Source organism: Nocardia sp. NPDC019395, from assembly GCF_040632335.1.
In the GTDB taxonomy this organism is placed as follows: Bacteria; Actinomycetota; Actinomycetes; order Mycobacteriales; family Mycobacteriaceae; genus Nocardia.
The window spans coordinates 367,941-392,837 of the sequence record NZ_JBEYBT010000004.1 but is presented as its reverse complement, the minus strand read 5'-3'; the positions used below and the strand labels follow the sequence as shown (position 1 = coordinate 392,837).

The following is a 24,897-nucleotide window of genomic DNA, read 5'->3' as shown; positions in this document are numbered from 1 at the left end:
AGGTCAAATGAAACGATCCGATCCGGTCGACGTGGTCATTGTCGGTGCCGGTCTGGCCGGTGGTATCACGGCCGCCGAACTCACCGCGGCGGGGATGTCCGTTGTCTGTCTCGAACAGGGTGACTGGCCCGACTACGCGAACGCCCGCGCCGATTTCGACGATTACGAGGTAACCGCCGATCTGCACTGGGGTCGCAATCCCAATCAGCGCCGGAGCGCGGCGGACTATCCCGTGGACGACAGCGATTCCGATATCAGCCCGCTGATGTGGAACGGGGTCGGCGGCGGCACGGTGCTGTACTCCGCGAAATGGCATCGGATGACGCCCAGCGATTTCCGGGTCCGCTCCCTCGACGGTGTCGCCGACGACTGGCCGCTGACCTACGAGGACCTCGAACCCTTCTATGTCGAGGCCGAACGCCAGATGGGTGTCTCCGGGCTCGCCGGTAACCCGGCCTATCCGGCCGGTGAGGGTCCGCCCAACCCACCGGTCCCGATCCGCGCCGCCGGACGTCTGATGGCGAATACGCTCAACGATCTCGGCTGGCACTGGTGGCCCGGTTCGAACGCGATCTCCACCCGGGTGTACCGCGATCTCAAACCGTGCCGCCAGCACGGCACCTGTATGTCAGGCTGCCCGGAGGGCGCCAAAGCCTCCACCGATATCACCCATTGGCCGGCGGCCCGCAGCCGCGGCGCGCAGTTGCGCACCGGGGCGCGCGCGACCCGCGTTCTCATGGAGAACGGCCGGGCGGCGGGCGTGGAATACGTCGATCGCGACGGCCGCGTGGATGCTGTCTACGGTCACGCGGTGGTGCTGTGCGCAAACGGCCTCGGCACGCCCCGGCTGCTGCTGATGTCCGCCACCCCCGAGCATCCGGACGGGCTGGCCAATTCCTCCGGCCTCCTGGGCACCCACCTGATGATGCACCCGTTCGGCGCGGTGGCCGGGGTCTTCGACCAGGACCTCGGCACCACCGCCGGATCCTGGGGACAGCAGATCCACAGCATGCAGTTCTACGAGACCGACGAGTCACGCGGTTTCGTGCGCGGCGCCAAATGGGGCCTGCAGCCGACCGGCGGTCCGCTGGGAATCACCCGGTCCTATCCGTGGGCGCAGTCCGATGCCCCGATGTGGTTCGAGGATTTCCACCGGACCCTGCGCAGCCGGCTCGGGCACACACCGATGTGGAGCATCGTCGCCGAGGATCTCCCGGTCGCGGACAACCGCGTGACCCTGTCCGATACCCTCACCGATCCCAGTGGACTGCCCGCACCGAAGATCACCTACCGCACCGACGAGAACTCCCGGGCGATGCTCGACTGGCATACCCGCAAAGCGGCCGAATCGTTCGAGGCCGCGGGTGCCGTGGAGACCATCGTCGGGCCGATGGTCAAGGAGAGCGGCTGGCATCTGATGGGGACCGCGCGGATGGGTACGGATCCGCGTACCTCGGTCACCGACCGCTACGGCCGCACCCACGATATCGACAACCTGTTCGTATTCGATTCGAGCACCTGGGTGACCAGCGGTGGCGTGAACCCGGCCGCCACCCAGGCCGCGCTGGCGCTGTGGAGCAGCAAACATCTGATCGAGACGAAGGGCCGGAACCGATGACCGCGCCGGAACTGACCGATGACGAACGCGAGGCGGCCTACCTGCTCGGTGAGGAACTCATCCCGCCGCAGGGCGACGATCTGTCCGCCGACCAGGCCGGTGTCTCGGCCGAGTTCCTCGACCGCGTGCTCACGCTGCGCCCGGATCTGGTGTCCCCCTTCCGGGAACTGCTACAGCGCTCCCGCGACCACGATCCGCGGGCGTTCTGCGATCACCTCATGGCCGCCGAACCCGCCCGGTTCCAGTTGCTGACGTTCGTCCTCGCCGGCGCGTATCTGATGAGTCCACGGGTCCGTACCCGGCTGAACTACCGAGGTCAGATCGGTGAACCCCAGGACGGGGAACCTCAGCCGGAGTACGCCGAGAGCGGGCTGCTCCGGGCGGTCCGGCAGCGCGGCCCCAGCTATCGACCCACTCCCGACTGAGCAGACGGTATTGCTTATATTGTGAGTCACTGCTCATAATATGAGCCTGCTGTGGCCTGAGTCACGGCGTACTGCCCGCTCGACTGCGGGGACAGCACTCACCCGAGTGCGACTCGATGGGAACAAGCACATGTCAGACCTTGCAACGATGATCAATACGGCCGCGGCGATCCTCGCCGTCGTCGTGCTGATCACCCGGTTCAAATTCAATCCCGCGGTATCGCTGGTGATCGGCGCGGCCTACCTGGGGCTCACCTCCGGGCTGGGAGTCGAGAAAACCGTCGACACGATCACCACCGGTTTCGGCGACATCATGGCCGAGGTCGGCCTGCTGGTCGCATTCGGTGTCCTCATGGGCGCGATGCTGCAGGAAACAGGCGCGATCCAGCGCCTGGTCGGGACACTGATCCGGTTACTGGGCGCCAACCGGATGCCCTATGCGATGTCGCTGACTCTCGCCACCTTCCTGCAGTCGATCTACCTCGACGTGCTCATGGTGATCTCGGCGCCGCTGGCCCGCAGCACCGCCGCGAAGATCGGGAAGAAGGGCACCGCCAAGATGGCGACCGCCCTGGCGATCGGCGGGGAATGTGGCATCGTGCTCACCGTGCCGGGTGTCGGGGCACTGGCGCTGGCCGGCCTGCTGGGCGTACCGCTGGGCAAAATGCTGCTCTTCGGGCTCGTTCTGGTGATCCCGACCGTGGCGATAGCGGTGGCGGTGATGTGTTTCCTGTTCGACCGCGGCTGGTGGAACGAGGAGCGTGACGAACAGCAGGCTCCGCCCGAGGAGACCGCCGGGGACGACGGCGACCTCGATGCCGGGACCGGCGGCGTGGCCACCAAGACCGCGGCCGAGACCCGCACCGAGACTCCGCTGCCCCTGCTGTTCGCGCCGCTGTGCACCGCCCTGGTGCTCATCGCCGTCGGCGCGATCCTGGACGTCGCCGAGATCCACAATCCGATCGTCGAATTCCTCTCGACCCCGGTTATCGCCCTGCTGATCGGACTCGTCGGAACCAGCTTCGTCGGCCGTCACGCGGTCGGTATCGAACGGATCCAGCGATCCATCGCCACCGGTTTCAGCGAGAGCGGTCAGATCCTGATCCTCACCGGTGTCGGCGGTTCGCTCGCGGCCACCATCTCGGCGATCGGTCTCGGTGACATCCTCGGCGAATACTTCACCGCGAGCAGCGCAGCCCCACTGCTGATGGTGTGGGTGATCGCCGCCGTCCTGCACGTCGCGGTCGGTTCGGTGACGATCTCGGCGATCACCGCCGCGGGCATCCTCGCCCCGGTCGCGCCCGCCCTCGGGATCGATCCCGTGCTCATCGCCCTCGCCGCGGGCGCCGGTTCGCTGTTCGCCGTCCACGTCACCAGCAACACCTTCTGGCTCCTGCAGTCGCTGATGGGACAGACCACCCGCGGCACCCTGAAATCCTGCTCGGTCGGTGTCTCGGTCGCCTCGGTGGTGGCGATCCTGCTCATCATGCCGCTGAGCCTGGTCCTCTGACCCCCGCAACGAAAAGGAAGCTATGCGCAACCAGGCAATTCGTCCGCTGGCCGATATCCGCGTCCTGGAACTCGGCAACTACATCGCCGCGCCCACCGCGGGCCGGATGCTCGCCGATTTCGGCGCCGAGGTGATCAAGGTCGAGCGCCCGGTCACCGGTGACGAACTGCGCCGGTGGCGACTGTACGGCGGCGACACCTCCATGCTGTACCGCACGATCAATCGCAATAAGAAGTCCATAGTGCTGGACCTGAAAACCGAGGCCGGGCGCGCGCTCGTACTCGATCTCGTCCGCGAATGCGATGTGCTGCTGGAGAACTTCCGCCCCGGAACGCTGGAGAAATGGGGCCTCGGACCGGAGGAACTACAGCAGGTCAACCCGGACCTGGTGATCACCCGTATCTCGGCGTACGGCCAGACCGGTCCGCAATCCGCGCGACCCGGATTCGCCGCCGTGGCCGAAGCGGTGGGCGGCCTGCGCGAACTGGTCGGCGATCCCGACCGCGCGCCGGTACGCACCGGTGTCTCCATCGGCGATTCCATCGCGGGGATCTATGCCGCGTTCGGCACCGTGATGGCGCTGTTCCAGCGGGCCCGCAGCACCTCCGCGATCCCACTGGAACAGCGCATCATCGATGTCGCGCTCAACGAGTCGATCCTGTCGGTGATGGAATCGCTGGTCCCCGACTACCAGGCCTACGGAGTGGAGCGGAAGCGGGTGGGCGGCCGGATGGAAGGTATCGCGCCGTCCAACGCCTACCCGTGCAGCGACGGTTACAGCATCATCATCGCCGGCAACGGTGACGGGATCTTCCAGCGCTATATGGAGATCATCGGCCGCCCCGACCTGGCGGCCGATCCCGATCTGCGCGAGAATTCCGCGCGCTGGCGCCGCCGCGAGGAACTCGACGCGGCGATCTCCGATTGGACGAGCTGGCACACGCGGGACGAGGCCCTGGAAATCCTCGACGCCGCCGGCGTGCCCTCGGGCCCGATCTATACCGCCGCCGATATCTGCGACGACGACCAGTACGCCGCCCGGAACATGATCCAGCAGTTCACGGTGGATACCGGCGCGGCCGAACCCAGTACCGTCGGTTTCCCGGGCATCGTCCCGGTGATCGGCGGGGCCTCGTTGCCGATCCGTACAATCGGACCCGATCTGGGTGAACACACACGCGAGGTGCTCGCGTCGGTGCTCCACCTCACCGACGACGAAATCGATTCCATCGCAGGCACTTCCGAGACCGAGGTGACGGTATGACCTTCACGTACACGCCGGCCGCGCAACTGCGGGATGTCACACTGCGCGACGGGTTGCAGCTCACCGGGAAACTGCTGTCCACCGAGCGCAAGGTGGAGATCGCGCGCGAACTGCTCGCACTGGGCGTACCGGAACTCGAGATCGGTTCCATGGCCCGGCCGGACCTGGTGCCGCCGCTGGCGAACACCCTCGAGGTGATCGCCGAGCTGACTCCCGAGGAACTCGCCAAATGCTGGGTGTGGGTCGCCACGCCCAGGCATATCGAGAAAGCGGCCGCCGCGGGCGCACGCAATTTCCAGTACTGCTTCTCCGCCTCGGATTCGCACAACAAGGCCAATATCGGACGCACCACCGAGGACAGTGTGGCCGCCATGCCGAAGGCCGTGGAGCTGACCCGGGACTGCGGCGGATCCATCCAGCTCTGTATCGCGACCTCGTTCACCTGTCCCTTCGAGGGAGTTATCGATCCCGGACGGGTGCTGGGAATCGCCACGGACCCGCGTACCGACGGCGCCGCCGATATCGTCATCTGCGATACCCTCGGCCAAGCGGTTCCGGCGCAGGTCCGGCAGCTGATCCAGGCCGTCGATACCACGACCCCGGACCGGCGCATCGTCTACCACGGCCATGACACCTGGGGGCTCGGCGTCGCCAACACCCTGGCCGCGATCGATGCGGGCGCGGGAATGGTCGACGGTTGCCTGGGCGGCCTGGGCGGCTGCCCCTTCGCACCCGGTGCGAGCGGTAACACCGCCAGCGAGGACATTCTGTTCGCCACCCGCCCGGACTGGCTCACCCCGGCCACCCTCGCACGGATGATCGATATGAGTGAGCGGATGCTCGGCGAACTCGGCGAACCCAACCGTTCGAAGGCCGCCCAGGGCGCGCGGTCGGAAGCCCACGCTTTCGAATGGGTGATCGGCGGACAGGCGTGACGGCCACCGACTTCCTCGTCACCACGCCCCTGCCCGACCCCGGAATGCGGCTGCTCGAGTCAGCCGGAAGCGTCACGGTGGCCGGAACCCGGATGTCCCGCGACGAATTGGCGCAGGCCTGCGCCTCCGGCGACTACCGGGTGGTGGTCGCGCAGTTACGGGACGAGTTCGACGCGCCCCTGCTCGACAAGGCCCGGATCAGCGGGATCAGTAATTTCGCGGTCGGCTACAACAACATCGACGTTACGGCGGCCACCGCGAATTCCATCGTCATCGGCAACACCCCCGGTGTGCTCACCGATGCCACCGCCGATATCGCCCTGCTGCTGATACTGGCGGTCGCGCGGCGCGCCGTCGAAGCCGATACGTTCGTACGCGCCGGGAAATTCCACGGCTGGGAACCGGAATTACTGCTGGGGCACGACGTCAGCGGAAAAACCCTCGGCCTGGCCGGATTCGGCCGGATCGCGCGGGCCACCGCCCGGCGGGCCCTTGCGTTCGGGATGACGGTCGAGTTCTGCCCGCGCCCACCCGGTGACCGCGTCGTGAGCGATGAGGAGCTGGGCGAATTCGCCGGCCGCGTACGCCAGGTGCCCTGGCCGGAATTGGTCGCGAACAGCGACTATCTCTCCGTACACGTCCCGCTCAACGCCCACACTCGCCATCTCGTCGATGCCTCCGTGCTGAGCGCGATGAAACGTTCGGCGATCCTGATCAACACCGCGCGCGGGCCGATCGTCGATGAGCAGGCTCTGGTGGCGGCGTTGCGGGAGGGCACGATCGCGGGCGCCGGACTCGATGTCTACGAGGAGGAGCCGCGGCTGGCCCCCGGGCTGGCCGAACTGCCGAATACCGTGCTGCTGCCGCATGTCGGCAGCGCGACGGTCCCGGTGCGCGCCGAGATGGCCCGCCGCTGCGCGGAGAACGCGGTCGCCATGGCGCGCGGCGAACGACCGCCGTACCCGGTCAACCCGGAGGCGCTGGCCCGCTGACGCGCGCGGCGAACGGAACCGCCGGGGCTCAGACCGGGATCCGGCCGCCGAGCGTGCGGGTGAGCTGTTCGGCGTAACCGACGAGCAGGTCCACCCATTCCTCACACCGCTCCCGCGGCATCCGGATGGTCGGGCCGCTGATCGTCAGCGCGGCCGCCACAGTGCCGGCCGCATCGAAGATCGGCGCCGACAGTCCGGACGCCGAATCCTCCCGCTCACCGGCGCTGATCGCGTAACCGTCGGCCTTCGCCTGCGCGATGAGCGCACGCAACTCCGCCGGACTGGTTACCGTTATCTCGGTGAGCGGTTCCAGCGGTGCCGCCAGCACCCGCTCGGCGAGGTCCGGATTCCAGGCCAGCAGAATCCGGCCCGCCGATCCGGCATACAGCGGAATGATCTTTCCCACGTACATATCCCGGCGCAGCGCGTGCCGCGTCTCCGCGATGGCCACACAGACACGGAAACCGTGGTCGGCCCGGAACACACAGGCCGTCTCACCCGTTTCGTCGCGGATTTCGCGCAGTACCGGGTCGACGATCGACAGCAGGTCCAGGCCTTTCACGGCCGTCGCCGCCCAATAACTCATCCGCAGCCCGATCCGGATCTGGTCGCCCGCCCGGTCCAGCAGACCCTGCGCGACCATATTCGTTACCAGCCGCTGCACGGTGGAGGTCGGGAAACCGGTGGCCTGCTGGATCTCCCCCAGCGTCAGTGACGGCCGCGCCAAGGAGAAAGCGTCGAGTATCTCGGTGATCTTCACCAGCACCAGCAGCGGCTGATGGTTCGCGGCCGCCGCACTGTCATCCCTGGACATACGCCGAATCTACGCCGCGCCCGATGCCCGTCGACGCCGGGCCGCCACCGCGAGCCGGCGTCCCGGCGCCCGGCGAACCGAATTACCTGCGGTTACAGGCACAGCCCGCCGAGTTGGAGCCCCGGTCGTGCCGTCACCTCCGTACCGGTCGACACCGGCAGGATATCGGGCAGACCATCGGAATAGGACGCGCTCAGCCCGTTCGTACCGACCGCGCTCGCCGTCCAGGTCAGACTGGCCATGCCATAGGACACGGGTACTTTCCCGAGGAACACATCGCCGTTACCCGGTACACGGTTGAAGAACTGCACGGTGCCGTACTCCACCGGCTTACCGTCGGGCAGGGTTACGGTCGCCTCCAGCCGGACACCGCATCCGGTGGGCACCGTATTCGCCGACGCTGTGGTCGGTTTACCGCTCACCCCGAGTTCGATGATCGGCGCCACCGCCGCGTTAGCCGCGGGCGCGGACAGCAGCGGTACCGCGAGCAGCGCGACCGCACCGGATGCCGCGGTCACCGCAAACCTCCGAAAAGCCTTTGCCATCATGAACTTTCCGCCTCTCCATTATCGGTCGAGCGAATTCGCCGCGTTCATCCTCGCATCAGCGGTGATGCCCGGCGACCGGAACGGAGGCTTCCTCTGATCCCGGAAGAGGGTCCGTCACCGGAGCGGTAGTTCCGCCTGTACCTACAGCGCGATTCCGGCATCGATGACATGGGTGGTGCCGGTGATGTATTTCGCGGCATCGGAGACCAAGAAATGCACCGTATCGGTGATGTCCTCGGCTTCGAGAGTGTTCACCGGCAATCGGTTCATCTTTCCGACGACCTCTTCGAAATCGGCTCGGCCCGGATTCTCCAGATCGGGCCGGAACAGCCGGTAGGTGGACTCGTTGTAGACCATATCCGTGCCCACTGAGCCCGGGTGAACAGTATTGACGCGGATACTGTGCGGCGCCAGTTCCTTGGCCAGCACCTTCATCAGGCTCACCAATCCCGCTTTGGCGGCGGAATAGTGCGCGATGTTCTCGTTGACGACCAGGGCGGCCACCGAACTCGTGATGACCACCGAACCACCGTGCCCGGATTCGACGATATGAGGCACAGAGGCCTTCAACGATTTCCAGACTCCGGTCAGGTTGATATCGATCATCTCCTGCCAGGTGTCCTCGCTCATGGCCAGCGTCGGCGCCGGAGCGGAGATCCCGGCATTGGCGACCACGATATCGAGCCGGCCGAGGGCTTTCACACCTTCGTCGACGGCCGCCGCCAGCGCGGCGTAGTTCCTGACATCGGCGTCGCGGGCGATGATCCGCCGTCCCTCGGCCTCGACCAGGCGCGCCGTCTCGGCCAGATCGCCGGCGGTGGCCAGGGGGTAGGACACACTCTTGGCGGGCGCTGTGGTGTCGACGGCGATGATGTCGGCACCCTCCCGGGCGAATCGCACCGCGTGACTTCTCCCCTGGCCGCGGCCGGCCCCGGTGATGAACGCGACTTTGCCGTCCAGTGTCCCCATTGCCATCTCCGTCACTCGATCCGGCTACCGCCGTAAGAATATGACACGCGGTGCCGAAAATGTGTGGGAACCGGGACGATCAGGCCTCGATCAATTCGCCCTCGGCCTTCTCGCCGGAGTCGGCGTCGTCCGGCGCGCTCGACCGGTTCGGCAACAGGACAGCCGTGACGATCACAACCACCGCCAGGGCGGCCGATACCGCGAACGCCCACTGCATCCCGCCCAGCTGCGCCGATACCGGATCGGCACCGCCGTCTTCCAGCGTGCCGGCCCGGGTCGCCATCACGGTCACCACCAGAGCCGTACCGAGGGCGGCGGCCACCTGCTGCAGCGTGCCCAGCATCGAACTGCCGTGCGAGTAGAGATCCTCCGGCAACGCACCCAGCGCGAGGGTGAACACCGGGGTGAAGGCCGCGGCCAAACCGACCATGAGCAATACATGCAGCGCGAGCAACAGCCAGTACGGTGTGCTGATCGAGATCTGGGTGAAGCCCGCCAGCGCGGCCGTGATCGCGACCGAACCCGGGATAACCAGGACCCGGCCGCCGAAACGGTCGAACAGCCGGCCGATCACCGGGCCGAGCAGACCCATGGCGAGCCCGCCGGGCATCACCAGCAGGCCGGTGAGCAGCGGCGAAAGTTCCCGCAGATTCTGCAGGTACAGCGGCAGCAGCATCATCGAACCGAGCATCGCGAGGAATGCGACCGCCATGAGGACCAGGCCCTTGGCGTAGGTGGCCGACCGCAGGACCCGCAGGTCCAGCAGCGGGGTCCCGTTGCGCTGCAACCACAACTGCCGGGCCACGAACAAGCCGATGAGAACGATACCGGCCACGGTGATCAGCGCCGGGGTCGTGACACTGCCGGCCTCGAACCGGCTGAGTCCGTAGACCAGGCTGCCGAAGCCGAGTGCCGCGAACACCACGCTGAACCAGTCGATCGCACCGGCCTCAGGTTCACCGACATTCTCCAGGCTGCGCAGACCGAACCACGTGACAATCCCCGCGATCGGCAGCACCAGCACGAACAGCCACCGCCAAGACGCCACTTGCAATACCAGGCCGGAGATGACCGGACCCATGGCGGGAGCAACCGAGATGGCGAGCGTGACATTACCCATGACCCTGCCACGATCGTGTTCGGGCACCACCGTCATCAGGGTGGTCATCAGCAGCGGCATCATCACCGCTGTACCGCCCGCCTGGATGATCCGCCCGATGAGCAGCACCGCGAACGACGGGGCGACCGCGGACAGTGCCGTTCCGGCGAGGAAGATCCCCATCGCGAGCGCATAGGCCCGCCGGGTCGTGACCCGCTGCAGGAACCAGCCGGTCACCGGGATAACGGCGGCCATGGTGAGCATAAAGGAGGTGGACACCCACTGCGCGGCCCGTTCGGTGACCTCGAGATCGCCCATCAGCCGCGGAATCGCGTTGATCATGATGGTCTCGTTCAGGATCACCACGAAGGTCGCGAACACCAGCAGCCGGATCACCGCGGGGGTACCCCCACCGTCCCGGCGCACAGAGTTCAGTACGGGCATCGGTTACCTCCGGGTGTCGTGAACGAACTTGCGGGCACCGGGCGGTCGTCGTCGACCGGGCCGGGCCGTATACGAGAGCAGACGGATACGATCCACCCGGCTCATCGGTGAGGCGCCAGTGTTTCTTATAACTACCTGTGAGGTAAATCGATTTTCGGCCGCTCTATTCCCCGCCCGCCGTGGAAACGGCGGCTCAGCGGCGTCCGCGCCTGACGAGCCGACTCCCGGCTGTGAGCGAAGTCATGCCGACGATCAGGAAGGCATCGCCCGCACCTCGGCGCGTTCCGGAGGTCGGTAGCCTTCCTGCGTTCGCAGGACAGTTCCGACAACTGTCGGATGCCGACCCGGGAAAACGGGTGGCGACCGGTCAGCGCGGGCTCGGTGCGCGGAAGTAACTCGGCTCGACGTCGGCCGGTACTTCATCGGCAGCGGTGAACGGCTCCACCCGGGAGCGCAGCTCGATGAGATGCTGGGCGTGAGCCGCCAGCGTCCGGTCTTCCTCGGAGACCGGTGTCCACTGCGGGACCGGACGAGGCTTCCCGCTCTCGTCCACCGCGACCACCACCGCGAGACCGTGCGCCGCCATAGCGGGTTCGTCGGAGACCGTATCCGTCGAGGTCACGTGGACACTGACATGCATGCTGCGCGGCCCGGTGTGGATCAATCGTGCGGTGACCTCGACGATATGGCCGATTACGATGGGCCGATAGAACCGGATCCCCCCGAAGTAGGACGTGATCACCCGGTCCCCGGCCCAATCGGCTCCGCAGACGTAGGCGGCATCGTCGATCCAGCCCATCGTCCGTCCGCCGTGGACCTTGCCACCCCAGTTGATATCCGACGGAGCCGCCAGGAATCGCAAGGTCGCGCTCGGCGCGGTGCCCGCGGCGGTGTAGCTCTGGGCGGCCATGGCGTCCTCGATCTGCTTCCGCACCAGAACCCTGGATTGCGCCTGCCGATGCCACTGCAACGAGAGAGCTGTGGTCGGCTCCCACTGCGGAACCGCCACCGTCTCCCGCTGGTCGTCCACCGCGACGAAAATCGTCAGGCACTGTGCCGACTGCACCGGCTTCTGCCGTGTGGGGTCGCTCGAATAAACGCTGACGAGGATATGCATGCTGGTGCGCCCGGTATGGACCACATTCGCGTGCAGCTCGACGAGTTCCCCGACGGCGATCGGACGGTCCAGGTGGATATTGCCGACATAGGCCGTCACGCAGTAGTGCCCACTCCACTGTGCCGCCGCGGCATAGGCGACCTTATCGATCCATTCGAGGAGCCTGCCGCCGTCGACCGTGCCCGCGATCCCGGCGTCGGCGGGTTTCACCAGGAAACGGTGTATCGCCTCGGACCGTCTACCGGAAACGGCCGGGCTGGGGAGGGAGTCAGAGGTCGTGGCGTTCACAGTCTGCCGATCTGTTCGTCTGGGGAAAAGCGGTTCCGACTCCGTTGTCGCCTGGGAGGATAAGGAATCGCGACGCTACGGGCGAGTAGTGCCCGGCACAGTTCTCAGCCGAGGCCCAGCCGCTGTGCGGCCACCTCCAGATCTTTGTCTCCCCGGCCGGAGAGGCACAGCAGGACGACCGAATCGTCCGGGAGGTCACCGCGTTCGGCCAGGTCCAGGAGATAGCCCACGGCATGGGCGGATTCGAGGGCGGGGATGATCCCTTCGCTGTGACTGAGCATCCGGAGGCCGCGCAGGGCGAGTGCATCGGTCGCGGCCGAGTAGTGCACCCGCCCGATCTCCTTGAGGTGGCTGAGCTCTGGTCCGACTCCCGGATAGTCCAAACCGGCGGCCACACTGTGCGTCACCGCTATCTGTCCGTCGTCGTCCTGCAGGAGATAGCTGAAACTGCCGTCCATCTCGCCCGGCGAACCCGCACTGAGCGAGGCCGCGTGCGCACCGGTTCCGATACCGCTGCCCGCTGCTTCCACACCCACCAACCGCACGTGGGCGTCTCCCGCGAAGGGGTGGAATGTGCCGACAGCGTTACTTCCCCCGCCCACACAGGCCAGTACGTAATCGGGCAGCCGACTCTCCGCGGCCAATATCTGCGCGCGGGCTTCCACGCCGATGATCGTCTGGAAATCGCGCACGATCCGGGGGTAGGGAGCCGGCCCGGCTGCCGTACCGAACAGATAGTGGGTGCTGTCCACATGCGCGACCCAGTCGCGAACGGATTCGCTGATCGCCTCCTTGAGCCGGCGGTTACCCGTTTCCACCGCCCGGACCTCGGCGCCCAGTATCCGCATCCGCACCACATTGTGCCGCTGCCGTTCCATATCGTCGGCGCCCATATAGATGGTGCAGGCCATTTCGAGCATCGCGCAGACAGTAGCCACCGCGACCCCGTGCTGCCCCGCACCGGTTTCGGCGACGATCCGGCGTTTACCCATACGCTTGGCCAGCAGTCCCTGCCCGAGCGCATTGTTGATCTTGTGCGACCCGGTATGCGCCGTATCCTCGCGTTTGAGATAGACCTTCACGCCCGGCACCCCGAGCCGCGCCGCGAAACCCGGCACCTGATGCAGCAGCGTCGGCCGCCCGACCCGGGCGCGCAGCAGCTCGGCCAGTTCACCGACGAATCCCTCGTCCGCACGTGCCCGTTCGTAGGCGTAGTCCAGTTCGATCAGTGCGGCCATGAGACCCTCGGGAACGTATCTGCCGCCGAATCTTCCGAAGCGGCCTCTGTCATCGGGCAGATCCCGGTGGGGATTCGAACTCTGACCCAGCCCGTGACCGATGACCATCCAACACCCGCACTCTCTCGTTCCCGTTACCAGGAGATTCTGTGCCCCGGGCGCGAGCGCCGGGTCACCTCCCGGCAACGGACTAGTTAACAGTACAAAAGGTATCGGCAACTCATTCCCATGAACGGGAATATGCTTGGCGCCACCTCCGGCATACGCTGCGCGCCGCCGCACTTCGGCACGCGGCGACCTTGCTCGTACCGCTCCGCCCGGCGCGACGACCGGCCGTACACGACTCAACTCCCGCCGTCGAGCATGAGGGACACGCGCAGGCAGCCACCAGAAGGTTCCGGATTCGAGGCAGAACCCGTAGGCCAGGGCCGTGCGTGCCAAGCCCCGGTATGGCGACGAGACGACGTGGAAGTCGTCGCCGCCGCGAACGAAGTACGACTCCGAGCGGCGTCTCGCTGCTCGAGGCGGACGGCCGGCCCTCTCAGCGGAAAGGTCAGGTGTTCGATTCCCGATTCACTCCCCCGGCCCCGCCCCGCCAAGACAACCTCTATTGTAGGATTGTCGACAATTCAGCCCAGGGTATTACCGGGCGCCGATAGGGAGGAGCCGTCGCCGTGCTCACCGAAGAGACACTCACCGACGCCGAACGCGCTGCCGTCGAGTCCGTACCCGACGGCCTCTTCATCGGGGGCCGATGGCGCCCGGCCGCGGCCACCATGCCGGTGGTCGATCCGGCCTCCGGGCGACAGCTGCGCACCGTCGCCGACGCCACACCCGAGGAGGGCCTGACCGCACTCGATGCGGCCGCGGCAGCTCAGTCGGCGTGGGCACGGACCCCCGCACGCGAGCGCAGCGATATCCTGATGCGCGCCCATCGCCTGATGCTCGACGAGGCCGATCGCCTCGCGCTGATCGCCACCCTCGAAATGGGCAAACCCCTCGCGGAGGCCCGCGGCGAAGTCACTTATGCCGCCGAGTTCTTCCGCTGGTTCGCCGAGGAAGCCGTACGGCTCGACGGTGGATATATGCCCGCTCCCGGCGGCGGCTCCCGGTTCCTGGTCACCAAACAGCCCGTGGGTCCGAGCTTGCTCATCACGCCCTGGAATTTCCCGATGGCCATGGGGGCCCGCAAGATCGGACCGGCGCTCGCGGCCGGCTGCACCTGTGTCGTGAAACCCGCCGAGCAGACACCGCTGTGCACGCTGGCGCTCGCCGAGATCCTGGAGCGGGCCGGGGCGCCTTCCGGAGTGGTGAACATCGTGACGACCTCGGATCCCGGAGGTCTGATGACCCCGCTGATTCTCGATCCCCGCTCCCGGAAACTGTCCTTCACCGGGTCGACGGCGGTCGGCAAAGTGCTGCTGGAGCAGTGCGCGCGCACCGTGATGCGCACCTCTATGGAATTGGGTGGCAACGCCCCCTTCCTCGTCTTCGAGGATGCCGACCTGGACGCGGCGGTCGACGGCGCGCTGGCCGCGAAAATGCGCAATATCGGGCAGGCGTGCACGGCGGCGAACCGGTTCTTCGTCCACCGTGACGTGGCCACCGATTTCGCCGAGCGGCTCACCGCTCGAATGGCCCAACTGCCGCTGGGGCCCGGCACGGAACCCGGCGTCGTCGTCGGCCCGCTGATCGACACCGACGCGGTCGCGAAGGTCACCGAACTGGTCGCCGACGCCCGCGCCCGCGGTGCCCGAGTCCTGCTGGGCGGCGACCCCGTCGACGGCCCCGGCAACTTCTATCCGGCCACGGTGCTCACCGACGTACCCGACGACGCACTGATCTGCCATACCGAAGTCTTCGGTCCGGTCGCCTGCCTGAGCACCTTCGATACCGAAGACGAAGCGCTCGACCGGGCCAACGACACGCCGTACGGCCTGGTCGGCTACATCTACACCGAGAATCTGCGGCGCGGGCTGCGGGTGAGTGAAGCCCTCGACACCGGCATGGTCGGCTTGAACCAGGGTGTGGTGTCCAATCCCGCCGCACCGTTCGGCGGGGTGAAAGAATCGGGCCTCGGCCGTGAAGGCGGCCTGGTCGGTATCGACGAATTCCTCGAGATCAAATACATCGGAGTGGCCCTGTGAGCTCATATCGGATCGCGACCATCCCCGGCGACGGCATCGGCGTCGACGTGACCGTGGAAGCGGTGAAGGTCCTCGACCGGGTGCTGCCCGGTATCGAATGGACCGAATTCGACTGGTCCTGCGAGAACTATCTGCGGACCGGGTCGATGATGCCCGCGGACGGCCCGGAGCGGCTCGCCGGATTCGATGCGATCCTGCTGGGCGCCGTGGGGTTTCCCGGGGTACCCGACCATATTTCGCTGTGGGGTCTGCTGATCCCGTTGCGCCGGGCCTTCGGGCAGTTCGTCAACCTCCGCCCGGTCCGGCTGCTGCCCGGAACCACCTCGGCCCTGCGCGACCGCGGCGCCGACGATCTCGACCTGCTCATCGTGCGGGAGAACTCGGAGGGCGAATATTCCGAGATCGGCGGCCGGCACAACCCGGGCCGCCCCGACGAATTCGTCCTGCAGGAATCGGTGTTCACCCGGGTCGGCTGCGAACGGATCATCCGCTATGCCTTCGAACGAGCGAGCGAACGCAAGGGCCTGCTGTGTTCGGCGACCAAATCGAACGGCCTGATCCATTCCATGCCGTACTGGGACGAGATCTTCGACGGTATCGCCGCCGAATACCCGGCGGTGCAGACCCGGCAGATGCACGTGGACGCGCTCGCGGCCGAGATCGTGCTGCACCCCGACCGGCTGGACGTGATCGTCGGTTCGAACCTGTTCGGTGACATCCTCTCCGACCTGGCCGCCGCGGTTACCGGCGGACTCGGGCTGGCCCCCTCCGGCAATATCAATCCCGCACGGGACGCACCGTCGATGTTCGAGGCCGTGCACGGCAGCGCACCCGATATCGCCGGCCAGGGCATCGCCAACCCGGTGGCGCAGATCCTCGCCGGCGCCATGCTGCTCGACCATCTCGGTGAACACGTCGCCGCCGCCGCGGTCGACCGGGCGGTCACCGAGGTCCTCGGCAGCGGCGGACCCCGCACCCCCGATCTCGGCGGCACCGCCACCACCGCCGAGGCCGGTACCGAGATCGCCGACCGCGCGTCGGCCCTGATGCCCGCCTGACCACAGGTCCGGGACCGGCACTGTCCACTGCCGGTCCCGGACATGATTCCGGCCTGTCCCCCACCCGACGCCGCCACGACTGGGGAGTTACCGGTACGGCGAGCACGTGAGATACTTCGGGCAGATCGTGCGACCAGTTCATGGGGAGGCCTGTCTGAGCATCGGGATTGCCGCCGCACTCTGCCGGATCACCGACGGCTTGGCCGATCGGGTAGCGGGGGCTGTGGTGACGAACTACCGCGATTTCGTGCACACGACCCGCAGTACGGCACTTTTGTCCAGGTCCGACCGGTTCGGTGCGCACACGATCGAGGAGGGGTACCGGCCCGGCACGTTGGAGATGGCGCAGCGCACCTACCGGCCGAGCACGATGGAGCGGGCGCTGCGGACATTGAGTCCCGAAAAACCGATCCCGATCAGCGAGGGCCTCGGTGCCAGCTTCATCGGCCGCTCCCTCGGCGGTGCGCGCACCGTATACAAGCCCTCCTATCTGGAGAGTTTGATGATGCCCGCGACGGCTTATCCCGCGTGCTATCCACTGCGCTACGGGATCCCTCGTGGTTACGGGCAGCACGCGGCTCGGGAAAATGCCACCTACCGGGTGGACGAGGCCTTGGGTTTCGGCCTCGTGCCACCCACCACGCTCGTCGAGAAGGGGCCCTACGGCCCGGGGTCGAACCAGCAATGGGTCTTGTCGTCCCCTGGTCATGCGAAGGTGGCGTGGCTACGGCGACCGAGTAAAGAGCGAGAAGCCTCGTTTACGAGATGGCAAGAGTCGAAGTCAGAAGAAGAGCGAGCCGCCATCTATGAGGAGTGGCTGCGTCCGAACAAGAAATACCCTGAGGTGCAGCGCGAGCGGATGGCCGTGCTCGACTACGTCATCGGCAACACCGACCGCCATTGGGGCAACTACCGCACCGGCCGCGACGGGGAACTCGTCGCGATCGACCACTCACTGACATTTCCCACAACACCCGATTCCCGTTACGGGATCCGATCCGATTTCGTCAGGGAATTCCACAACAAAGAACTCAGCAAGGAGGTCCTCGACAGCGTCCGCGCTATCGACCCGCACCAGCTGCGGACTGCTCTGCGGGATACCGGCTTGGGCGACGACGCCATCGAAGGAGCACTCGACCGGCTGAGGGAGATAAGCACCCACGGCCGGATCACCGGCGAGAAATGGTCCGGCGAGATCCGGGGCGCCAGGGAGAATCAGGTAGCGAAGTGGATCCTGACGTAAACGTTTCCGGATGGCCCCAGCAGGTGAGTGCCGCCGGGAAGGTGCCGGTACAGTAGGGGCGACCCGAATGCGGCGCCAGGCGATCGCTTCGGCGAACATTTTCACGCCGGCGATCAGAACGCTCATGGCGGTCGTCAGCCGGTCGCGGCTACGTCACGCATCCACCTATATGTGGCCCTCCTGATTGCCCGGTGACATTCTGGGAAGAGCTAGTGTGTGGACGGTCCCGGGCAGGATTCCTTCCTCGCGCTCGATCCGGCCACGCGATCAGGCCACCGGCTCCGCAGTCCCGGAGCCGGCCCATTCGCTCGGAAGGAGAGGCCGCGAGCATGACCAGCGAAAAGCCCGAAATCCTGACCACCGACGCCGGCATTCCGGTCGAAAGTGACGAGCATTCACTGACCGTCGGACCCGACGGACCGATCCTGCTGCAGGACCACTACCTCATCGAACAGATGGCGCAGTTCAACCGGGAACGTATCCCGGAGCGCCAGCCGCACGCCAAGGGCAGCGGTGCGTTCGGCCATTTCGAGGTCACCGGCGATGTCAGCGCCTACACCAAGGCGGCGGTATTCCAGCCCGGCACCAAGACAGAGATGGTCGCCCGGTTCTCGACCGTCGCGGGCGAACGGGGTAGCCCCGACACCTGGCGCGATCCCCGCGGATTCGCCCTGAAGTTCTACACGTCCGAGGGCAATTACGACATGGTCGGCAACAACACGCCGGTCTTCTTCATGCGCGATCCGATGAAGTTCCAGAACTTCATCCGCTCCCAGAAGCGGCGCGCCGACAACAACCTGCGCGACCACGATATGCAGTGGGATTTCTGGACGCTGTCCCCGGAGTCGGCCCATCAGGTGACCTGGTTGATGGGTGATCGCGGTATCCCGAAAACCTGGCGTCATATGAACGGCTACTCCAGCCACACCTATATGTGGGTGAACGCCGCGGGTGAGAAGTTCTGGGTCAAATACCATTTCAAAACCGACCAGGGCATCGAGTTCCTCACCCAGGACGAGGCCGACCGGACCGCCGGTATCGACAGCGACTACCACATGCGGGATCTGTATCAGGCCATCGACCGGGGCGAATATCCCAGCTGGACGCTGTACATGCAGATCATGCCGTTCCGCGACGCCGAAACCTACCGGTTCAACCCGTTCGACCTCACCAAGGTGTGGCCGCACAGCGACTACCCGCTGATCGAGGTCGGGCGGATGACGCTGGACCGCAACCCCACCGATAACCACACCGAGATCGAACAGGCGGCATTCCAGCCCAACAACCTGGTGCCGGGTATCGGTCCGAGCCCCGACAAGATGCTGCTGGCCCGTATCTTCTCCTACGCCGACGCCCACCGGGCCCGGCTGGGCGCGAACTACCAGCAGATACCGGTCAACACACCGCATGTGCCGGTCCGCAGTTACAGCAAGGACGGCGCGATGCGCATCCACCCCGTCGCGGACCCGGTGTACACCCCGAACTCCAAAGGCGGAGTCCGGCCGGACACCGACCGCTACGGCGAACCGGCCGGCTGGCATACCGACGGTGAGATCGTCCGGTCCGCGTACACACTGCACGCCGAGGACGACGACTGGGGCCAGGCGGGCACGATGGTCCGCACGGTCCTCGACGACGCGGCGCGGGAACGCCTGGTGAACAATATCGTCGGCCACCTCCTGGACGGTGTGAGCGAGCCGGTCCTCCAGCGTGCCTTCGAGTACTGGCGCAATGTCGACAAGGAGCTGGGCGACCGGATCGAGAACGGAGTCCGCGCACAGTCCTGATCGACGGTTGTCCGGTGTGGTCGCCGGGGTATACCGGCGGCCACACTCCGGCTCGAATACCAGAAGAACCGCTGGGCGCGGTCCGGAGCGGTCCCCTTCCCGTGGTCTTGCTCCGAACTGCAGCCCCCGCGTGAAGCGCGCTTCACGCGGCTCAGGGCCGCGGTCCCCGAGCGGTTCTTCTGCCTCCGCGGCATAGAGGCTTCTGATCAGTCGGGCACAGGAGCCGACATCCATCACTCCCCTCCCGGTTATGGATGTCCAGCGGCGTCGTATCTGTGTTGCGGCAGAAGCGACGCTATGCCGCATCGCGGAACAGGAGCTATGGAACTTTGTAATATCGACCGTGAAATCTTGTACGGCCGAGGGGTGTTGTGGACGAGCAGTTGGAGGTCACCGGGTTCGAGCCCGACGATTCCGGCCAGGAAGACCTCCCTGGTATGTGGGCCGACCATGTCACAGAGATGCAGGGCGCGTTCACCTTCCACTTCGGAGACACCGATAACTTCACTGCATCGAGCGGGGTCCAACGCTGGCAGAACCGGGTGGTCGCCCAGTTCAGCTCCACAGACATGAAATACGACCGAACTGCGCGGCAAGCAGCTTCCGACGGAGATGCCGGCCAGAGGTTGATCGTCCCGATTCGGGGACATCTGGGCCTGACCGCCGGACGCAATGAGACGGTGGATCTCGCTCCCGGTTCGGTCGGGGTCTTCCGTATGGACTACCCCATGTCCCTCGAACACCGCAGCGGAATCGTCGCCCTCATGGCGACGGTCCCGGACGGTGCGCTGGCGCGTCGTCTCGTAGCCGAGGTACCGCCGATACTGCAACGCGATCAGCCCATGGTGGCGATGCTCGCGTCCCATATCGAGCAAATGAACTCCTTCGCAGACACAATGACAGCTCGCCAGTTCAAGCGCGGCACCGAAATCATGTTCCAGCTCTTCGCATATGCGCTCGACGAGCGGGAATTCGAATTCGATACGAGATCCCCCCTTGCGAAAAGAATCCGCGAGGTCGCATGGGAAAATTCTGATGACGCGGATTTTTCGCTGAACTCCCTGGCTGCCGCTTGTAAGTGCTCGGTCAGCCAGCTGTACAAATCCCTCGAAGGCGATGAGGAAACACCGGCGGAACTATTGCGTAGGTTCAGGTTGGAAAAGGCGTGGGATCGGCTACAGGACGACACCTACCGCAACATGCACGAAGTCGCCACTGCGTCCGGATTCAATCACGTCGCAACCTTCCACCAGGCCTTCGTGAATTACTACAAGACAACTCCCGGCAAGGTACGCGAACAATTGTCGAAAGGCAGCGCCGCGGCGGTCACGCGTCCGCGGCGTCGGCCCGTACGATGACGGCGGTCACATTGAAACCCATGCCGACGTTGACCAGCAACGCGTACTCACCGGGCGACATCAGCCGATTGTCCTGGATGTGCGCCAGGTTGGCGAGCAGGTCGCCGGCACCGAGATGCCCTGTCTCACTGGTCAATTCGAGTGGCCGTGGCAGCCCCTTGGGGAGTGCGGGATAGTAGACCCGGCGTAGCAGGGTGCGCCCCAATCTGCTGAACGCGACCAAACGGATCCCGGGATCATCCGGTTCGAGCCCGGTGGCGCTCAGGACCTCGGCGACAGCGGTTGATATCGCACTCCGCATAGCGGGAACCGCGGCAGGGTTCAGGACCCGTTCCACGGGTTCCGAACCAGATGTTGCCGATGGCTGGGAGAACTGCAATTCGGTGTCCGGCCGCCCCGCCGAGGCCACGGCGTGGACCGTCAACGGGCGCGGGCGCCGGTCCAGTACCGCGGCTGTCGCGCCGTCGCCGAGCATAATGCCCTGACTGCCGTGACGAACCCACCTCGTGTGCGGGTCGTGGTCGAACACGTCGCCGGTCGCCACCAGCGCCGTCCGGTACCGGCCGCTGTTCAGCAATTCGGCGGCCAGTTCGAGCGCGATGGCACCGCCGCCGGATTTCTGCTGGATACCGATCGTCACCGCGTCCTGGCAACCTATCAGCCGCGCCAGCCGGGTATGCGGAATGGGCATGGCGTCACCCTGGTCGTCGAGCCACGCGTAGATCACGAGATCGATATCGGAGGGTTGATGACCACTGCGCCGAAGGGCGTCCAACGCGGCGGGTACGGCGAGATCCGTCACCGGATTCCCGTCGCAGACGGGAATCCGCCGGTAGCCTTCCAGGTCGCATATTTCGGCATCGTCTTCGTCGATACCGCTGCCCCGCGCGGTCTCGCGCCGGTCCGGCAGGCAGGTGGTCGCCCCGGCGATCCCAACCGAAAGCGGCACTCTCGCAAGAGGCTGCGTGGCGGGTTCGGCCTGCCTGGATCCGGTTATCGCAGCGAGTAATCCCATCAGACGTGCGTGCCCGACGATGGTTGCGCGACGATCTGCGCCAGCTCGCCGACGGTCGCCGCCGCGAAAACCGCTTCGTCGTCCAATACGATCCCGAAGTGGTCTTCGATGCGGGTGAGGATCCGCATGAACCGTACCGATTCGATATTGGGCAGCTGCTCGATAACGTCATCGAGCTGCACCGGTGTCTTCAGTTCCTGGGCGAACAGATCGCATACGGCGACGGCGGCTGTTTCGGTGGGGTTTGGCATAGTCGATCCCTCGATCAGTTCGATTGGCGCTGTGGGTCCTGGCGCATGGCCTCGAAGCGGCGGCACGCCAACTCGATCCGGTTGACATAGCGACCGATCCGGTCCTGCGCTCGCCGTCCGGCCGGGCCCAGGTCTGTCCGGTCGAGCAGACGCAGATGACGCACGTATGGGTTGATAACCGAGTCGATATGCATGCGGCTGGTGTAGACGCCGGCCTTCATGAATTGACGCGACAGCGCGGTGAAGTCCGGTATCTGCTGGGCCGGTCCGCCGAAGACGGTGATCACATCGCAGAGCGCGACCATCGCGTCCTCTGGATCGATTTCGAGTGCGGCCTCCACCAGATTCCGGTAGAAGATCATGTGCAGATTCTCGTCGGCTGCCAGCCTGGCCATGATGCGGTCACAGATCGGGTCGCCGCTGAGCATTCCGGTATTGCGGTGAATCACACGGGCCTGTAATTCCGACATGCTGAGCATCATGATGGTGCGCAGCACCCCATCGCCCTCGTGTGCGTTGACGTACCCGTTCGCCATATGCGCCATCCGCGCCCGCTCCAGCGCGATAGGGTCCACCGCCCGGGTGGTATGCAGATAATCCCGTAACACCACGGAATGCCGGGCTTCCTCGGCGCTCCATTGACGTATCCACTCAGCCCAGGCGCCGTGGTTTCCGTACGCGGACAGGAGGGTGAAGAAATAGCTCGGCAGGTTGTCTTCCCCGAGCAGCCCCACGATCAGTGCCGCTCGTGCGGATTCGGACAGCCTGCTCTGACCCGGCTCCCAGGGGTCGCCATCGAGCGGCCCGTCGAAGTTCGAGCCCTCGCTCCACGGGACGAATTGATGGGGGAACCATTCCTTGGTGAGGCTGAGATGCCGGTCCAGGTTCTCGGCGACAACCGGCGCCAAATAGGTCATTATGCCGAGGTCATGCTTTTCCGTCGTGCTTGTCATTATGGCTACTCCTGCAAAACCTGGTCGAGCGTCTACATCCGCACAATTCGCGAATTACCCTGTCGGCGAGTAGGTGTGCCCCCCGTCGGCAAGTCGTGCCGCAGCCGCAAGGCGCTGCCATTTTCCGCTGGTGGAGCGGGTGAGAAAGCCGGGCGAAACCGGATGCACCCGGACTGCGGAAAGATCGAGCTCCGCGGTCACCTGCTTGCGAACCCGATCGATCAATACCGGGTAATCGGTTTCCGGATAGTCGGATTCGACTATCAAGCCGATATATTCCCCGACCCGGCCATCCGCGGCGTGTTCGGTATCGGCGAAAGCTATCGCCCGGCCCCGGTAAACACCCGGCACCGTGCGAGCAACATGTTCGGCGTCGGACGGAAAATAATTGCGGCCGTTCACGATCACCATTTCCTTACGCCGGCCGCCGACGTAGAGCTGCCCCTCGTGCCAGAACCCGAGATCGCCGGTACGCAGCCAGCCACCGTCGAATAGTTCGGCGGTGGATCCGGGATCTCGGTAGTAGCCGGCAGTCACTGCCGCGCCGCGAACCTGGATCTCGCCCAGTTGATCCTCAGCACACTGCGAGCCGTCACCCGCGGTGATGCGCACTTCCAGTCCGACCACGGGGCGCCCGGTGGAGACGAGACCGGTAGCGGCGGGATCCCCAGCGGAAAGCGTACGCACCACACCGCTTTCCGCCAGAGTATTGCGGTCGGCCCACAGGGTGGCCGGTCGGCTGCCCGGCTGCGGGAAGGTGATGGCCAGGGTGGCCTCGGCCATTCCGTAGGCCGGAAACATCACCGACGGACCGACACCCGCCGGCGCGAGCGCGGCGGCGAAGTCGTCGAGCGTTTGCGGTGAGAGCACCTCCCCGCCGTTGATGGCCAGTCGCCATCGGGAAAGGTCGAGTCCCGCGATCAGATCGGGGTTGGCACGGGCCACGCGGGCGATCAGGTCATAGCTGAAATTCGGGCCGGTGGTGATAGTGGCACCGGTATCGGCGAGGACCTGCAGAAACCGCTCCGGCCGCCGGATGAAAGTCTGCGGAGCGACGAGATTGACCTGCATCCCGGAGAGCAGCCCGGACATCATGCCGAAGAGGCCCATATCGTGATAGAGCGGAGTCCACTGCGCCCAGACATCAGCGGCCGTCATCTCTCCTGAGCGCACGATCCCCGTCAGGCCGGCCATGATGTTCGCGTGAGTCAGCAGGACGCCGCGCGGCGCCCGGGTGCTGCCCGATGTGAACTGCACGAACGCGGCACTGTCCGGCCGCAGGGCCGGCAGCGCTCCGGCGCCGGGCGTGCTCTCCGCGACAGTGATGAGCCGCAGCCCCGGACAGACCTTCCGCAGCTCGCTCGCCAGGGACTCGTACTCCGGCCCGGTCACCACGGTCTGCAGTCCGGCCACGTCGACGAGCTGTTTGAGGTGTACGGCTTGCTTTGCCGGGTGGGCCGGAGTCACCGGAAGGACGGTCGCCGCGCTCCCGGCGCGTATGACGCCGAACCACGCGATGAGGAACTCGGGACTCGGCGGAAGCAGAATCCCCACCACACCACCGGGTTCGGAACCGCAAAGCAACCCATGAGCAAAACGCTTCGAGGCCTCTGCCAGCTCGGCTGGGCTGATCCGTTCATCACCGCCCGCTCGGTCGGGGAAGCGGATAACCCGGTCGCCCGAGGCAGCACTCGCGGCGAGGGAATCCAGGGCCTCGCCAAGGGTCGGTGCGGACCAAACTGCTGATAACGTCATCTCATCCTCGCCCGCACCAATTCCGTTGTCCCGTCCGCCGACCGGCAACGGACGGGACAACGTCTGGCC

General features: G+C 65.9%; 21 protein-coding genes. 11 read left to right on the top strand and 10 right to left on the bottom strand.

The window, feature by feature from the left end:
- Positions 1-7 precede the first annotated feature (7 nt).
- The 6 genes from ABZ827_RS15260 to ABZ827_RS15235 all read left to right on the top strand — a co-directional run bounded on the left by ABZ827_RS15260 (position 8) and on the right by ABZ827_RS15235 (position 6,744).
- Positions 8-1,618 (top strand): GMC family oxidoreductase, encoded by a 1,611-nt coding sequence (locus tag ABZ827_RS15260; RefSeq protein ID WP_357237307.1) that lies wholly within the window; start codon positions 8-10, stop codon positions 1,616-1,618.
- Entirely contained in the window at positions 1,615-2,043 is a 429-nt protein-coding gene (locus ABZ827_RS15255; protein WP_357237306.1) for a hypothetical protein, read from the top strand. The genes ABZ827_RS15260 and ABZ827_RS15255 overlap by 4 nt, the downstream gene beginning before the upstream one ends.
- A 130-nt stretch (positions 2,044-2,173) precedes the next feature.
- Entirely contained in the window at positions 2,174-3,553 is a 1,380-nt protein-coding gene (locus ABZ827_RS15250) for an SLC13 family permease (protein ID WP_357237304.1), read from the top strand.
- A 22-nt stretch (positions 3,554-3,575) separates the two neighbouring features.
- Positions 3,576-4,817 carry a CoA transferase gene (locus tag ABZ827_RS15245; RefSeq protein WP_357237302.1) on the top strand — a complete coding sequence of 414 codons (1,242 nt, stop codon included), beginning with the start codon at positions 3,576-3,578 and terminating at the stop codon, positions 4,815-4,817.
- Positions 4,814-5,752: a hydroxymethylglutaryl-CoA lyase gene (locus ABZ827_RS15240; protein WP_357237301.1), complete on the top strand. Its 939-nt coding sequence runs from the start codon at positions 4,814-4,816 to the stop codon at positions 5,750-5,752. The genes ABZ827_RS15245 and ABZ827_RS15240 overlap by 4 nt, the downstream gene beginning before the upstream one ends.
- The gene (locus ABZ827_RS15235) at positions 5,749-6,744 is read left to right on the top strand and encodes a D-glycerate dehydrogenase (RefSeq protein WP_357237299.1); all 996 of its coding nucleotides are present in this window, start codon (positions 5,749-5,751) and stop codon (positions 6,742-6,744) included. The genes ABZ827_RS15240 and ABZ827_RS15235 overlap by 4 nt, the downstream gene beginning before the upstream one ends.
- Before the next feature lie 28 nt (positions 6,745-6,772).
- On the opposite strand, the gene ABZ827_RS15230 is transcribed toward ABZ827_RS15235, so the two are convergent.
- The 6 genes from ABZ827_RS15230 to trpB form a co-directional block, all read right to left on the bottom strand.
- Entirely contained in the window at positions 6,773-7,558 is a 786-nt protein-coding gene (locus ABZ827_RS15230; RefSeq protein ID WP_357237297.1) for an IclR family transcriptional regulator, read from the bottom strand.
- A 92-nt stretch (positions 7,559-7,650) separates the two neighbouring features.
- Positions 7,651-8,076 carry an Ig-like domain repeat protein gene (locus ABZ827_RS15225; protein ID WP_357237295.1) on the bottom strand — a complete coding sequence of 142 codons (426 nt, stop codon included), beginning with the start codon at positions 8,074-8,076 and terminating at the stop codon, positions 7,651-7,653.
- 171 nt (positions 8,077-8,247) lie between these two features.
- Positions 8,248-9,075 (bottom strand): mycofactocin-coupled SDR family oxidoreductase, encoded by an 828-nt coding sequence (locus tag ABZ827_RS15220; RefSeq protein ID WP_357237440.1) that lies wholly within the window; start codon positions 9,073-9,075, stop codon positions 8,248-8,250.
- 79 nt (positions 9,076-9,154) lie between these two features.
- Positions 9,155-10,618 (bottom strand): MDR family MFS transporter, encoded by a 1,464-nt coding sequence (locus ABZ827_RS15215; RefSeq protein ID WP_357237294.1) that lies wholly within the window; start codon positions 10,616-10,618, stop codon positions 9,155-9,157.
- Between the two features lie 367 nt (positions 10,619-10,985).
- Positions 10,986-11,945 (bottom strand): acyl-CoA thioesterase, encoded by a 960-nt coding sequence (locus ABZ827_RS15210; protein ID WP_357237292.1) that lies wholly within the window; start codon positions 11,943-11,945, stop codon positions 10,986-10,988.
- 182 nt (positions 11,946-12,127) lie between these two features.
- Positions 12,128-13,369, bottom strand: coding sequence for a tryptophan synthase subunit beta (gene trpB, locus ABZ827_RS15205; RefSeq protein ID WP_357237290.1), 1,242 nt, complete (start codon positions 13,367-13,369; stop codon positions 12,128-12,130).
- A 668-nt stretch (positions 13,370-14,037) separates the two neighbouring features.
- Here trpB and ABZ827_RS15200 point away from each other — a divergent pair.
- The 5 genes from ABZ827_RS15200 (at position 14,038) to ABZ827_RS15180 (ending at position 20,854) form a co-directional block, all read left to right on the top strand.
- Complete coding sequence (locus ABZ827_RS15200; protein ID WP_357237439.1) at positions 14,038-15,408, top strand: NAD-dependent succinate-semialdehyde dehydrogenase; 1,371 nt, start codon at positions 14,038-14,040, stop codon at positions 15,406-15,408.
- Positions 15,405-16,466 (top strand): tartrate dehydrogenase, encoded by a 1,062-nt coding sequence (locus ABZ827_RS15195; protein WP_357237289.1) that lies wholly within the window; start codon positions 15,405-15,407, stop codon positions 16,464-16,466. The genes ABZ827_RS15200 and ABZ827_RS15195 overlap by 4 nt, the downstream gene beginning before the upstream one ends.
- A 106-nt stretch (positions 16,467-16,572) precedes the next feature.
- Complete coding sequence (locus ABZ827_RS15190) at positions 16,573-17,709, top strand: hypothetical protein (RefSeq protein WP_357237287.1); 1,137 nt, start codon at positions 16,573-16,575, stop codon at positions 17,707-17,709.
- A 329-nt stretch (positions 17,710-18,038) separates the two neighbouring features.
- The gene (locus ABZ827_RS15185) at positions 18,039-19,496 is read left to right on the top strand and encodes a catalase (RefSeq protein WP_357237285.1); all 1,458 of its coding nucleotides are present in this window, start codon (positions 18,039-18,041) and stop codon (positions 19,494-19,496) included.
- A gap of 371 nt (positions 19,497-19,867) precedes the next feature.
- Positions 19,868-20,854: a helix-turn-helix domain-containing protein gene (locus ABZ827_RS15180; protein WP_357237283.1), complete on the top strand. Its 987-nt coding sequence runs from the start codon at positions 19,868-19,870 to the stop codon at positions 20,852-20,854.
- Here the strand turns inward: ABZ827_RS15180 and ABZ827_RS15175 are convergent.
- The 4 genes from ABZ827_RS15175 to ABZ827_RS15160 all read right to left on the bottom strand — a co-directional run bounded on the left by ABZ827_RS15175 (position 20,823) and on the right by ABZ827_RS15160 (position 24,828).
- Complete coding sequence (locus tag ABZ827_RS15175) at positions 20,823-21,803, bottom strand: ketoacyl-ACP synthase III family protein (protein ID WP_357237281.1); 981 nt, start codon at positions 21,801-21,803, stop codon at positions 20,823-20,825. The genes ABZ827_RS15180 and ABZ827_RS15175 overlap by 32 nt on opposite strands.
- Positions 21,804-21,868: 65 nt before the next feature.
- On the bottom strand, positions 21,869-22,120 hold the full coding sequence (locus tag ABZ827_RS15170) for an acyl carrier protein (protein WP_357237279.1): 252 nt from the start codon (positions 22,118-22,120) through the stop codon (positions 21,869-21,871).
- A 14-nt stretch (positions 22,121-22,134) separates the two neighbouring features.
- Positions 22,135-23,073, bottom strand: coding sequence for an acyl-ACP desaturase (locus ABZ827_RS15165; RefSeq protein WP_357237277.1), 939 nt, complete (start codon positions 23,071-23,073; stop codon positions 22,135-22,137).
- A 54-nt stretch (positions 23,074-23,127) separates the two neighbouring features.
- Positions 23,128-24,828, bottom strand: coding sequence for an AMP-binding protein (locus ABZ827_RS15160; protein WP_357237276.1), 1,701 nt, complete (start codon positions 24,826-24,828; stop codon positions 23,128-23,130).
- Between the last annotated feature and the right edge of the window lie 69 nt (positions 24,829-24,897).